This is a genomic window from Bacteroidales bacterium (assembly GCA_013141385.1).
Taxonomy (GTDB): domain Bacteria; phylum Bacteroidota; class Bacteroidia; order Bacteroidales; family Tenuifilaceae; genus UBA8529.
Map to the genome: position 1 here is coordinate 16,216 of JABFRB010000012.1, position 15,803 is coordinate 32,018.

General features: G+C 37.2%; 1 protein-coding gene. It reads right to left on the reverse strand.

Features of this window, described 5'->3' with window-relative positions:
* On the reverse strand, positions 1-15,798 hold the full coding sequence (locus HOO91_06455; protein NOU17184.1) for an SDR family NAD(P)-dependent oxidoreductase: 15,798 nt from the start codon (positions 15,796-15,798) through the stop codon (positions 1-3).
* Positions 15,799-15,803 lie beyond the last annotated feature (5 nt).

Here is a 15,803-nt window from a genome sequence, read left to right on the forward strand (position 1 = left end):
TCAGGAAAGATTTTTTAACAACTGCACAGCATGCAATGTATCTATTGAGTCATTATCAATCTTATTGATAATATCTTCAATTGATTCTAAATTTTTCGTTGTTTTTACTTTGTCATCTAATCCTTGATTTACAAGTGTATTTTCAACCCAGTATCGTTCTTTGGCAAAGGGATAAGTAGGCAAACTAATTCGTTGAGGTTTCCTGTCGCTGTATAACATGTTCCAATCTATATCCAAACCTTTAACCCATAAATCACCCAGTTTTGACAATTGTTTATGAGCCATACATTGATCAACAAATTTCTGCATGTCTTCATCTGAATTAAACATCAGCAAAGTGTCCTCATTGGGTTTAACTTTTCCCTGAAATGTACCTTCAACATCATGTTGTCCATCAATGTAAGCTTTAAGCCTATCAATAAGTTGATCAACAGAATTAACCAAAAAGCCTAGTCGTACCTCCATCTCTTCTCGTCCTACCTGAAGGGTGTAAGCTATAGAATTCAAGTCTATTGTTTTTATTGATTGTGTTCTTTGGTTTTCTCTATGTTTAACTGTATCCGGAGAACTAATAAAATCCAGCAAATCGTGAACTTTCTGTTTTAATTGTTCAGAAGTTCTGGCAGATAAGGGTATAACAACATCTTCATTCTGATAGAAAGCCCGTGTAGAAATAGATAGTTTACCATTTGACTGTTGTTGATATTCTTCTAGAACTAAATGGGCATTAGTACCACTAAAACCAAAAGCGCTGACACCTGCACGACGTAAAGAATTTGAACCCGCTTCCCAAAACCGGTTTTCTTTATTGATATAGAAGGGAGAATTTTTAAAATCAAAATGAGAATTCTCCTTTGTTACATTCAAGGTAGAAACTAAAGTTTGGTGTTGCATGGATAATAAAACTTTATGTAAACTTGCAATACCTGCAGCTGCAGATGTATGTCCAATATTAGTTTTTACGGAGGCAATAGCACAGTAGTTTTTCTTTTCAGTTTTTTCTTTAAATACAGTATCAAGTGCTTTTAATTCTATCGGATCGCCTAATTTGGTACCTGTACCATGAGTTTCTACATAGCTAATGATTTCCGGATCAATCTTGTATTTAGAATAAATATCACGAATTAACTCAATTTGACTATTGACACTTGGTGCAGTGATACCATTTGATTTGCCATCCTGATTAATACCAGAACCTAAAATAACTCCATAGATAGTGTCATTATCTCTTTTTGCATCTTCTAATCGTTTCAGTACTATTGCCCCTACTCCTTCGCCAACGACAATACCATTAGCAGAATCATCAAATGTTTTACATTGCCCATCGGGTGATAACATTCCTGCTTGACTCATTCCTTGGTAAGATTCAGGTGTAAGCCATAAACTAATTCCACCTGCCAAAGCCATATTTGTTTCATGATTTAATAACCCTTGGCATGCAAGGTGAATAGCCACCAACGATGAAGAGCATGCAGTATCTATAGCTATAGCTGGACCTTTTAAATTTAGATGGTAAGCTATTCTTGCCGCTGCTATGGAACTACTATCACTTGTAATTTGTGACGAAGCAACATTATTTTTAGAACGCAGCAAAGAATATTCATTATGTGCAATACCAAGATAAACACCACACTTTTTATTACTTAAGCTACTACTAGAGTATCCTGCATCTTCAAATGCTTTATAACTCTCTTGCAGAAACAACCGATGCTGAGGATCCATATTTTCAGCTTCCTGGGGAGATATTCTAAAAAACAGGGGATCAAAACAATCAATATCATCCATAACTCCTAACCATTTTGAACATATTTTATCTGTTTTATTAGGATCCGGATCATAATATTTGTTTACATCCCAACGCGATGAAGGAATCTCAACAATTGAATTCTTGCCCTGAACCAAGTTATCCCAATACTTTTGTAAATTGTTTGCTTGAGGATACCTTCCTGACATTCCAACAATAGCAATTTTGTCACTATCTAAACTATTGTAACTCTTTGAAGGATTATCTTTACGTCTTATAGTTCGACTTATACGATTTATTTTTCTACCAGATTGATAGTTCGATAATTGTACAGAAGATTTTTCAGAAGAAAACGTTTGAATTTGTTTTTGAGAAGTAGCAGGTAATTTCCTAATTTCCTTTTCAAGGAAAATGGCCAATTCTTTTACAGTTGGATAATCATAAACTACAATATTAGGTAACTGTGTACCATATTTTGTATTAATGGCAGTTACCCACTCTAATCCAAGAAATGATTCAAGACCTAGATCTCCAAAAGACTGATTTATATCAATAACAGATGTTTTCAAGTGGAGTATTTCAGCTAAACTAGTTTTTAATTCTTGCTGTAATTGCTGCAAAGAAATAGAAGCTTTGTTCGATAATTGTAAAGAAGATTCATCAAAGGAGATTGTAGAAATTTGTTGTTTAAAAGTAGCAGGTAATTTCTTAATTTCCTTTTCAAGGAAAATGGCCAATTCTTTTACAGTTGGATAATCATAAACTACAATATTAGGCAACTGTGTACCATATTTTGTATTAATGGCAGTTACCCATTCTAATCCAAGAAATGATTCAAGACCTAGATCTCCAAAAGACTGATTTATATCAATAACAGATATTTTCAAGTGGAGTATCTCAGCCAAACTAGTTTTTAATTCTTGCTGTAATTGCTGCAAGGATACAGAAACTTTGTTTGTACAATATATATTACTATCTAATCTATCGGTAGAGGGATAGTCAATTTGTTGTTCTTTACTTTCTAGAAATGAAGAAATTTCTATTTCATTAGATTGTGGCTTATTAGCCATTGAATCGACAGGAGGATAAACAACTCTCTGATGCTTAAACATATCCTCTAAAGCATCAGGATATGGTATCGGATTCTTTATTTTTTTCCAATTATATTCTTTTAATTCTTGCTCGCTTAATTGATTATTTCTTTTCAATTTGATCAATACATAGCTCATAATACCTTTTTCTAGTGAGAGCGAAAAATCGGCATAACCGAAATAGGTCTTCTGAATAGCTTCTGGCAAACGTTTAACATTACTATAAACGTCGGGATCATATAAGAAGTTAGATATTTGAGGAGAAACATCAATAAATTCATCTATTTCGAGGTTGAATTGAGAGATCAATTTAATCCAATCTTCTTGACTTGGTATATTCATCCCTACATTTGGATCAACAAAAGCATCTTTTTGATTGGAAATAACATCCATTAGAAGTATTGTTCCATTTTCGTTGAGTGAGTTACAAATGTTTTTAAATAATCCTGCTTTATCATCGATATGAGGACATACTTCAATGCCAAAAACTAAATCGTACTTTGAAGGAAATGCATCTTTAGTACTGTCTTTATGATAAATCTTTACCTTGGAACTAAGGTTTTTTAATGCTATCCGCTGGTTTCCTAAATTCGCTTGGTTTCCGGTGATAGTAAAACCATGAACCTGCATATGAGGAAATAACGTGCCTATTTGAATGATATCTGTACCATGACCACAACCAAAATCCAAAATAGAATTTATTTTTTCAAAATGCACTTTGCAAAATAATACTTGGCGCATTTCGGTTTGTTTTTCATGAATATATCGTCTATCCTCTGGATATTTTTTCGGATTTAAATATGCTCTCGACATAGAAAATCCCGGTTTTTTGGATTCAAAAGGACAAAATGTTAAATATTCCATCTTAGATTCGACAGATGGTAAAACTAAAGAATAGACTTCCTCGACTTTATTAGCATACTTATATCCGCCAACATTTCCGTCATATTGTGATGTATTTCCAAAAGTTACCATCTGAGATGGTTGTCGATCATGATAAATTTTGGTTAAAAACTTTTCTACACGAGATGGTTTAGCAACCATGACTAATGTCTGAAGTTGATCTGATTGTAGTATATCTTGCCAAATATCTAAACCCATTTGAGTAGTAAGCAATTCCTGTCCAAAATCCTGAGCAATCATTTTAATATATTGCTCCGATTGAACTTTATCTTTAAAACCCATGCCACCCTCTTGCCACAGAGGCCAATTAATAACTGCTGTTTTCCCTTTATCTGGCATTGTTTGCTGGCGATAAAGAGCATATGCCATTTGGAAACGATTGGCTATAGCATAATCACATGAACCAGTATCACCAAACAAAGCAGCAGTAGATGAAAAATAACAAACAAAATCAAGTGGCTGCTCACCAAAAACCTTATCTAATAAAATGGTACCGATTGACTTAGGAAGTATTACCTGATCGATATCATCTTTTGTACTTTCAAAATAAGGCTTTGAAGCTTCAACACCTGCTGCATGGATAATCCCAAAAATGTCAAATGGGAGGTTACGAGCCAAAGAAACTAATGATTTTTCATCACTAATATCAATAGAATAGTAGTGAATTTCTTTGGCTCCTGCCTGAGTTAATGCGTCTAATTGTTTTTGAATATTTTCTGTTAATGGATGTCTACCTAATAGTAAAAGTTTTGCTTGATAGTTTTTAGCCAGATATTGTGCAAATTTGAAACCCAATGCTCCACAACCACCAGTAATTAAATAATGTCCATTTTGTTTTACTATTGATTGTTTTGTTGTTTTGTTTAGTTCAGATGGTTTATAGGACAATATAAATCTTTGATTGTTTTTATACCTAATTACACCTCTATGTTTTGATGCGTCTACCATTTGTTGAACAGAAGGTGAAGTTGAATCGGTGTAAAGTATTGATATCTGCGTTTTAGATAGCGTTTGTTTTAGAGATCGTTCGAAACCAATCCAGGAATAATCCCAACAAGAATCTAAGGTTAAAGAATCATAACGACCTACTAGAATAACGTTGGAAACATAATGAACCGATCCTTTGATGGCTCTAAATAAATTAAATAATGCATGAATACCCTCTGCCTTCTGATCCTTTGCCCAACTATAAATAATAGCAATCGATGGGGTTACACCTTGTACATGTGTCCCAAGAGTTACGTCGTTGAGTATTTGTTGAACATCATTTATACTATTAGGACGGCAATTATAAATTCTCTCGGATATTTTTTTATACCTTTCTGCTTGATATACAAAAATAGCATTTCGTAATAGATCAGAATCGTTGCTATTTGCAATTTCCTTTTCAAATTCAGAGTCTGCAAAAATAACATATTGCATATTAGCCTCTTCCGATAGCATCCCATCTAGTGGTTCTTCTTGCCAGTCTTCCTTATAATATAGTATTTTTGATATTTCGCGTGATTGCTCTGATTTTAGTTTCGATAACTCATTTGTGTCTAACAACTGTTGTCTACCATCTAGATCGTTGGCATTGACAGCCATTGGTTGAAAAGTTAATCCCTTCATCTGCACACAAATGTTCCCTTGCACGTCACACAAATCAATATCTATTTTATTAATTACTGCATTTGAGTTAATCCCTTGAGAATTGTGTACCCATACATACATTTCTTTTGTACAGGCTGATATAATAGTCATAGTTTCCAGAGTATCTGGAAGCAAAGGATAGACAGGCAATTGATTAAAATCTGTAATCAAAACTATACTGGTGTATATTGCGCTTTCTAACAAACTAGGATGTAAATAATAATCAGATTGATTATTCTCTATAATAGCAGGAATATTGATCTTTGCTAATAACTGATTTGTCCCTTTATATACTTCGCTTAACGCCTGCATAGCTATACCATAGTTGAAACCCATCTGAGTCAATATACTATAAAAGTTAGTAACTTCTAGTTTATCTTTCCCCATTTTCTCTTTGAGTTTCTCTATATCAAGCTTATTAGACAATGATGATTTACTATTTAAAATGACTTTTCCACGGTTATGTATAATTTCCTCATCTGCCACTATACTATAAATTTCATAATCGATTGTTTCATCATCGTCCTCAAACAGGGCGATAGAGACATCTTTATCATTTGTGACTATAATAGGTTGTGTCCAAATAATATTATACAATTCAAGTATAATTGATTCCTGCTGAATTGATGTTGCCTGTTCTACTGCAGCACGAACCATTTCCAAATAGGCGGCAGCCGGCAGAACTTTATATCCATTAATTTGATGGTCGTTAAGGAAAAATTCCTTACCGTTAAAAGTGGAACTGTAACTCTGTTGACGGAGGTTTGATGTGTTGCTATGCAACAATGGATGCAGTACTGAAAAGGTAGTCAGTATTTTGGATGCCATCAATGTTTCTTCTACTTCAAACCAGTATCGTTCCTTGGCAAAAGGATAAACAGGTAAGTTAATACGTCTGGGTTTATTATTGCCATAGAGCTTGTGCCAATCCAGCTCCAGACCTTTAACCCATAAATCCAACAGTTTTGATAGTTTCTTTTGGGCTATCCACTGATCAACAATCATCTCTTTCATGTCATCATCTCCACTAATGATGCTCATCCCTTCTTTATTACGTTTTACCTGCCCTTGATAAACGTTTTCAATATTTTCTTTACCTTCTGTATAGGACTTAAGTTTTTCAGCCAATTCTCCTATAGAACTAACCATAAAACCCAAACGTTCTCCCATTGCTTCTCTGCCCATTTGCAAAGTATAAGCCAACTCTACAAACTCTATTGTTTGCCCCTCTTGTCGAATATAATCAAGTAGATCACTAGCCTTCTGTTGTAGTTGCTCTGCTGTTCTGGCAGACAGAGGAATTATAATTTTATTATTTTGGGTAATGAATGTAATATTCGACTTAGCTTCTATTGGAGGTAGATATTCTGCCAGTACTATATGAGCATTGGTGCCACCAAAACCAAAAGCACTTACCGCAGCTTGACGTCGCTGAGAATCCTTTAACTCCCACTTCTGTAACTGGTTATTGACATAAAATGGGCTCTCTTTTAAACCAATATGCTCATTAAGATGATCAAAGTTTATAGTTGGAGGCAGTTGTTTATGTTTCAACGCTAAAAGGACTTTGACAAAACTTGCAACCCCTGCAGCCGTTAAACAATGACCAATGTTGCTCTTCACCGAACCTAGGGCGCAATACTCTTTTTTCTGGGTATACTTTTTAAAGGTTGCTTTGAGGGCTCCAACCTCAATAGGATCACCTAATTTAGTACCAGTACCGTGGGCTTCAACCAATTGAATATGCTCCGGATCAATATGATATTTGTCGTAAACCTCTTGTTCCAGGCGCGTTTGTGATTCCTCATTTGGGGCGGTAATGCCATTGGTTTTGCCATCCTGATTGACCCCCCAGCCTTGAATGACTCCTAGAATCGCATCATGATCTTTTTCTGCATCCGCCAGCCTTTTTAACATCACAACACCAACGCCTTCTCCTGGAACAAAACCATTGGCCTTCTGGTCAAAAGTAAAACACTTGCCATCTGGCGAGAGCATACTGGTTTGTGAACACATAATATGCATAGAAGGGCCTGACAGCACATTGACACCTCCGGCTAAAGCTATGTCACTGCTTCCAGAATTCAAACTATCGCACGCACTGGCAATAGCAACCAAAGATGAAGAGCAAGCAGTATCAATGGATAAACAAGGACCTTGTAAATTTAAGAAGTAGGAAATGCGTGCTGCCAATACAGAAGAAGCACTCCCTGTGAAGCCCTGAGCACTCAATTGGTGCTTTTGTGATAACTTATGATAGTCTCCCGGACCACAACCAACGAAAACCCCACATTTGGTACCCGACAGGCTTTTGGGGTTGTATCCTGAATTTTCTATGCTGTGCCAACACGTTTGTAAAAAAACTCGTTGTTGCGGATCCATGTTCTCCGCTTCTGTGGGTGAGATATTAAAAAATAATGGGTCAAACAGGTCATATTCTTCTAAGGCTCCCATCCATTTACCATTGGTTTTTCCTGGTACAGGGCCTCCTTCTTTATAATAGGTATTAATATCCCAACGCTTCTGCGATATTTCACTGATGCAATTTTTGCCCTGAGCTATATTTTGCCAAAACTCTTCAAGGTTTTTTGCCTTGGGAAATTGTCCGGCCATACCAATCACAGCAATTGGCTGATAGACAGAAGATGTACCAGCGTTAATTCTCGATGAGATTTTATTACGCCAGGATGAAAGTTTCTTAACAGCTGGTTGAGAAACTATTTTATTCTGTAATTTTAAAGGAATACTTAATTCTGACTTATTAGATAATGTAACCAGTTTTTCGGCTTCTTCTTTTACATAACGACTAAGTTGAGAAAGGGTTGAGTAACTATAAACTTTGGTCGCTTCAATCGAGGTTTTATATTTTTCATTAATCTTACGTATCCAAGTCACACCAGTAATAGAATCTAAACCCAGATCGACAAATTGAGTATTCTCTTCAATTTCATGCTCTTGTAAATGCAACTCCTGAGCTAAAAGCTGTCTAAGGCTGGCTGTAACTGTAGGCAAAATATCTATCTGTTGAACATAAGAAGCCGAATTAGCGGATATACTAACTTCTGATTTGTTAGTTAAAGTATCTACTTTTTCAACTTCTTCTTTTACATAACGACTGAGTTGAGAAAGGGTTGAGTAGCTATAAACTTTGGTCGCTTCAATCGAGGTTTTATATTTTTCATTAATCTTACGTATCCAAGTCACGCCAGTAATAGAATCTAAACCCAGATCGACAAATTGAGTATTCTCTTCAATTTCATGCTCATGCAGATGCAACTCCTGGGCTAGGAGCTTACGAAGGTTGGCAGAAACAGAAGCCATGTTTTCATTACTGGACATTGGGTCTACAATTGCCGGACTTAATAATATTTCATCAGGGTTCGCTTTTATGGGAATATGACTATTCGCCTGAATAAAATTATTTTCAATTTGAGCCAAAGTTTCAGATTGACCAACAAAAGTTTTTTCATGCATGCCCAACTCAAGTTCATAGGCCTCTTCTAGTGGTTTATGAAAATGGTGAGTCATTTGATGTTTGAAGGCTATTAATTGACTTCGCGAACTATTCGCTATTTGTTTGGCTAAATCAAGAGCTGCTATATTAACTTGCTCTCTTTGTATAACTGGGATAAGAAGCCCTCTCTCTTTGAACTCTCTGCCATTATATTCTTGCCCCGTCAGCAAGGTTTCTCTTGACAGGTCATACCCGATTTTTTCAGGAAATATAAAAGTGGCTCCCGCTCCAGGTGTAAATCCATAGTTCATATACGGGCTAAAATATTTACTTTCTTCGCTAAACACGATGAAATCGGCAAACATTCCCAAAGACCATCCTGCTCCAATACCGTGACCTTGCATGGCTGCAATTACTGGTACCTTGCACGTCATCGTGATTTGATAAATTTTATTATCGGTAAATTTGGTTTTTCCTTCCTGTATGGATAACAAAGTCTCTTTGGTACCACCTGAAGCAAAGTATTGTTCATAACCAGTCAGAATCACAACCTTATAAGAGGGCGATTTTTCAATATGATCAAAAACTTCGTTAATTCCCTGTATTATTGCGTCGGAAAACATATTCTTCGCTTCCCGATCTTCCATTTTTACCACGAGAATCCCTTCAGGATATGCCGTTGCGGTTATAACGTTTGATTTAAGAGTTATTAAGATCGGCAAAGTGGATAGTGTCTCGATTGCCTCTTCTTTCGGCTCTGACCAAGCCGGCTGATTTGTAATTTTTTCCCGGATACTGAAAATCATTTGTTTTTTCCACGATACTATAGTATCCAATGGCAACTTAGACCAATTTTCAGCTAACTTTAAAGCTGTGGTCAGAACTTGTTCCTGCACCACACTATTTATGGTTCCAACTTTTTGCTGTAATTCAATTCCTGAATACTCATTGCCTGTCAGTAATATTTCTTTACCAAAGTAGTTGCCAAACCGATACGAAAAAATCATAGCAGCTTGCCTTGCCAACTCTGAACTTTGTCCAATATTGGCAGATGAATAACTACCTTTTGCATTATAAATACAAGCATCACAAAACTGGCTGATGAACCAAGCTAAACCCTTAGCATTCGAATCCAAAGCGGCTATGACAGGAAGAGGTGATTCAAGAACAAGACGTTGAAAATCCAAAACGTCATTAACAGAAACTTTCTCCGAAAGAAAATCAAGATAATCACTAACAAGAACAATGGATTTGTATTTAGATGAATTGTTAAGCTGTGCAAATATATCGGTTAAATCTGCAACTAACGTTTTCATTCCTGATCCTTTCTTTGCATCACAAACCCTGATTACAAGTACACTTTTCGCATGGGTTTCCAACAGAATCTGTTTCGATGTTGATGTTATTTTGCTGCCAGCCCTTGATTTATCCGTTTGTTTATTCGCATTTAACGGATCGACCACGGTCAAAGCGCCCACAAGGTCATTAATGTGACGGGCTAAATGCTGCTTCAACAGGCGAAGCGATGCCCCAGATTTCTTCGCTAATTTCGATGCTAGCACGAGCGCGTGGGCTTCAACCTGATCCTGATTCAAAATAGAGCAAGTCCACCCTTTGTCCTTGAGCTGGTTGCCAGTGGAACCTTCTGAAATATACAGAAAGTCCGTTGCCCGAACCCCGCCAAACCGCTCTTCGAAAAGTTGATATTCGCTCTCGCTGGGATAGAGGCCCTCCTGAGGGCTCGTGTAATAATACCTCCCTGTCCGGCTGCAAATCATAAAATCACACAGGGCACCGATCAGGAAGCCGACACCTGTGGCATCACCCTGCATGGCGGCGATGACGGGGTATGGGAATGAAGTGATGGCGTGATGCAGCTTCTGCCCGACGGCTTCGTTGTAGTGCTCCCTGCCGCCGCTTAAAAATGAGCGATTGGTTCCCTTAATCATTAACACCTTGATCGATTCGGTCTGCCTTGCCATTTCAAGTGCTCGCAGTAAGAGTCCTATCAATCCTCTTTCGAGCGTATTGTTCTCTTCTGCGGATACTTGAATCGAAAAGATCCCGTTCCCGCAATCGTATAGGTTGACGGATGGGGATGCAAATACCTGATGCTCTCCTGATGATGTCGTATATGATGTATTTGTCAGTGTAATCGAACCTTTACCTGAGGATGCCTTTTCAGTCATTTCCGTTCTAAGAACTTCCGGAGAAGTCAACGATATTCCCGTTGGCTTGTGTAAGCCGATTTGCTTAAACGTTTGGTTTTGAGGTTCATTAAATGTAATTTTTGGGGTTATAACAGAAGAAATGGGTATTTGTTCTGACACCTGTGGTATTGCTGATGAAATTGTCTGACTGGTAGCCTCATCTATTAAATTCTGTGTCCCATACTGGCATACAACTCCACGCATTTGCACACATACATTCCCTTTTTGATCACACAAATCAATATCCACTTTTGCAGTTTCAGCTTCTGATTGACTCGCCTGTGAATAACGAACCCATGCAAACATTTCCTTTGTACAAGCTGATATTATACTTACAAGTTCAAAAGCAGAAGGAAGAGATGGTTGGAACTGACTTTGCGATAAATCTCCGATTAAACCAGCAGAGGCCTGCATGACACCCTCTATCATGCTTGGGTGTAACAGATAATCATTTTGATCCGCATCAACAACTGTTGGTAAAATGAGTTGCACAAGCAGTTGTTCTTCTCCATGGTAAGCAGAAGTTATTGCCTTATAAGCAGAACCATAGTTAATACCTGCCTTGGTAAAAATTGAATATAGTTCGCTTGCTTCTAGTCTACCCTTTATTTGTCCTTTGAGTTGTTCAATGTTTAACTTTGCAGGTGTTGGTTGATGATTAAATATAGCTTGTCCTTGGCAATGAATAACTTCTTCCTCTTTGTTCTTGCTATATATTTCATAGTCTACCTGATCATCACCTTTCGCAAACAGGGCTATGTCAATTTGTCCATTTTCCGAAATAACAAAAGGTTGTCCACAAACAATATTATGTAACTCTAAAATGCTTGACTCTTGCTTGGCAGGTAAGGCTTTACTCACTGCAGCCCTAGCCATTTCTATATAGACTACAACTGGTAGCGTTTTTTGCTCACCTCTATTATCAATATTAATCTGATAATCAGATATAAATAATTCATTACCGCTAAAAGTTGAACTGTAACTCTGCTGGCTTAGATCTGAGGTGTTCGTATGCAGTAAAGGATGAAGTACTGCTGTTGTCTTTCCAGCAACACCAAGTTGTCCCCTCACTACCGTATCAACCCAGTAACGTTCTTTAGCAAACGGGTAGGTTGGCAAACTGATGCGATGGGGTTTTTTATCGCCATAAAGTTTGCCCCAATCAATATCAAGACCTTTAACCCACAATTTTAGTTTTGAGAGTTTTTTCTGGTCTATCCATTTTTCAACAGTTTGTTGTAAATCATCATCCGAAGTATCCAAGGGCAGCGTATCCTTCTCTCTTTTAACCTGCCCCATATAAGAATCTTCAATATCTTGTTCCCCTCTGATATAGGCCTGAAGTTTGTTAGCCAGTTGATCAATTGAACCAACCATAAAGCCCAGACGTTCCTCCATTGATTCCCTGCCCACTTGTAGGGTATATGCTAAGGAAACAAGATCAGGTTGATGTTTATGAATAAACCCTAATAGATCTTTAACTTTTTGTTTTAGTTGTTCCTTAGTCCTAGCTGATAAAAGGATGATAACCTTTGCATTTTGTTCAACATCAGTAATTGACTGACTTGCTTCCACTGAGGACACATACTCCTGTATAATGATATGTGCATTTGATCCTCCAGCACCAAAGGAGGATAATCCTGCGATTCTAGGTATTACTTGACCATCAATAACTGGTTGCTCCCATGTTCTTAAAGTCTGATTAACAATAAATGGAGTCTTTTGAAAATCAATATACGGATTTAATTTCACCGAATGCAACGAAGGTACGATTTGCTTATATTGCATTTGCAATAGGACTTTTGCAAGCCCAGCTATACCCGCTGCAGATTCACAATGACCAATATTGGATTTGGCAGATCCTATTAAACAAAATTCACTATCCCGAGTATGCTTTTTAAAAGCCTGACTCAGTGCGGTAATTTCAATCGGGTCACCTAACTTTGTTCCTGTACCATGAGCCTCTAGATAGCTAATATGACGTGCATTAATGTTTGATTCCGCAAGAGCTCTGCTAATAGCTGCAGCTTGAGCATTAGGATTAGGAACAGAATACCCATTGGTTTTTCCACCATGATTTAGTGCACTACCTCTTAGGATACCATAAATGTGATCGCCATCCCTCTGGGCTTCGGACAATCTTTTCAGTATTACAACCCCTACACCTTCCCCTGGAATATAGCCATCACCACCCTCTCCAAAACTTTGGCAATGACCATCGCTAGAAATAAATTGCCCAGCGCTAAGTATCAGATACTTATTAGGGTGAATACTAACATTTACTCCTCCTGCAATCGCCAAACTTGTGCGTCCTAGTTTTAAATCCTGACAAGCTAAATGAATAGCCGTCAATGAAGAAGAGCACATGGTATCCAGTGTCATGCTAGGACCATGCAAATTAAAGACATATGAAACTCTATTTGCAATACTAGCATAACTGTTGCCAATTCCCATGCGCTTTCCCTGCGTACCAGCTTCCGCTCCAAAAAGTTGATATTCTCCCCACATCACACCAACATACACCCCAACCTGACCCGCTAGGTCTTGTTCATGAGCTATTTGCAAGCCGGCACGGGTATAACCCGCATCTTCTATAGCCATCCAGGCATGTTGTAAAAATAAACGTTCCTGTGGATCTATATTCTCCGCTTCCCGTGGCGAGATGTTAAAAAATCTCGGGTCAAATTCGTCGACTCCTGCAATAAAACCACCCCATTTACTAAAATGCTGCCCGCTTTTCGTGCGATCTTCGCTATAGTAATCACGCCAATCCCAACGCTCTTTAGGGACTTCAATGATACAGTCTTTCCCATCACGCAAGTTGTGCCAAAATTCTTCAATATTATGTGCTTCAGGAAAACGACCACTTAATCCAATAATCGCAATTGGATCTGTAACTATTGATCTAGTTGAATTTGCTAAAGCAGAAGTTTGGTTCTGACGGTTAAAACGATGACCTGAAATAGTTCGGTTTTGAGCCAAAGGTTTTTGTTCGGATAGCTTGTTAACTGATATTTTCTGAGAATTATCTGCAATATTAAAGATTGATGACAATTTATCTAAATGGGTTTTGCTAAAATATTCTGCAAGTTCACTAATAGTCTGATATTCAAAGAATAGTGTTTTAGACAAAGTCCCAAAAGTCTTTTCCAATTGACTGGTTAAATTCATCGCCAGTATAGAATCAATCCCATACTTCTCAAGGCTAGCTTGTGGATCAATCTTATGAGCTGGCAGGCTTAACATTCCAGAGAATTCTTTACACAAATAGTTTTGGGTTTTTTCTAATAAACTACCTGAATTAATCTCTGCCACAACAAATTGTTCTTCTTTAGTGATGGCTTTTGAAGTCTCTGAATGAGTATTCTGATTATCGATTATCGTTCGGCGTATTTGCGATAAATTACCTTTCAATACCATCATCTGAGCATGTTGTAATTCTAGGCTACGATAAAATGCGAACATCCCCGTTATATTTGAGATTGATTGCAACCCCATGGTTTGCTGCATCATGTCCTGTTTTGCCTGATCTATAATCATTCCACCTTCTTGCCACAATGGCCAATTGATGGATAAAGTATTCCCTTTTCTAAATTCTTTACCTCTTAGTTTATTCCTATAAGCAGCAAATTGATCCATAAACGCATTCGCTGTAGCATAATCTGCCTGACCCACATTGCCTACAGATGCTACTGAAGAAAATAATACAAAAAAATCTAAATCAATGTTCTGGCTGGCTTGATCAAGATTATAAGTTCCTAAAACTTTAGGTTCAAGAACTTGTCTAAATTCTGTGGATGTTTTCTTAATAATAAAATTGTCTGAAACCATCCCTGCGCAATGAATAATGCCATTGAGGGATTTATGCTCTTTATTGACAGAGGCAATGAGTTGTTGTACTTGATTTAAATCACATATATCCAATTGTTTATAAACAACCCTATCAGTCTCAGTAGACAACTGACCTAAAAAAGATTGTTTTTTTGAGGTCAATTCTGAACGGTCAGTTAAGATAACTCTTGCCTTTTTAGTTTGCTGTAAAATTTCTTTCGCTAAGAGTATGCCCAAACTACCAAGTCCACCTGTAATAAGGTAAGAACCTTGATCTTTGAAAACTATCTTAGGTTCATCCTGACTTGTTTCTATTTCTTTCCAACGTAAAACATATCGCGTTTCTTGCTCATATTTAATAATTGCATTATGACCTACAACTTGTTCTCTTTGAAATTGTTTTGCTAATATTTCCGCTGAAGTTTGTGGTGTTGTGAGAATAACTTGACCTATTAACATTGGATTCTCCAGCGCAGCAGTTTTAAGTAAGCCCGATAGACCAACAAGAAGAGTTTCCTCCTGCTCGTCTCCAATAACAATCTGGACAAATATTTTCCCTTGAGGTTTGCCTTTAAGTATTTTCTGAATAAGTTCAAAACTGGTTAAGGCGTATTCATTGTAACGTTCAGCAATATTTTTCTGCTTATCTGTTTGTAACAATATACAATGACTACGTGGAACCAAATTCTCAACTTGTTTAATATTAATATTTGGCAATTCACATAGAATAATGTACTGTTCTATGTATCTTGAGTTATTCAAATCAGGTGACACTTCACCTATACTTGGCTCCCACACAGGAATAGAAAAAAGAATATCATTTTTCTCCCCTTGTTCCTGCAACTTTAAAGTCTTAATTTTCCCTAAAGCTTCCTTTTGCGTAAGCTTGCCACTAGACAAGTCTTGATATATTTCTTTAATCTTTTGTTTCATCTTTA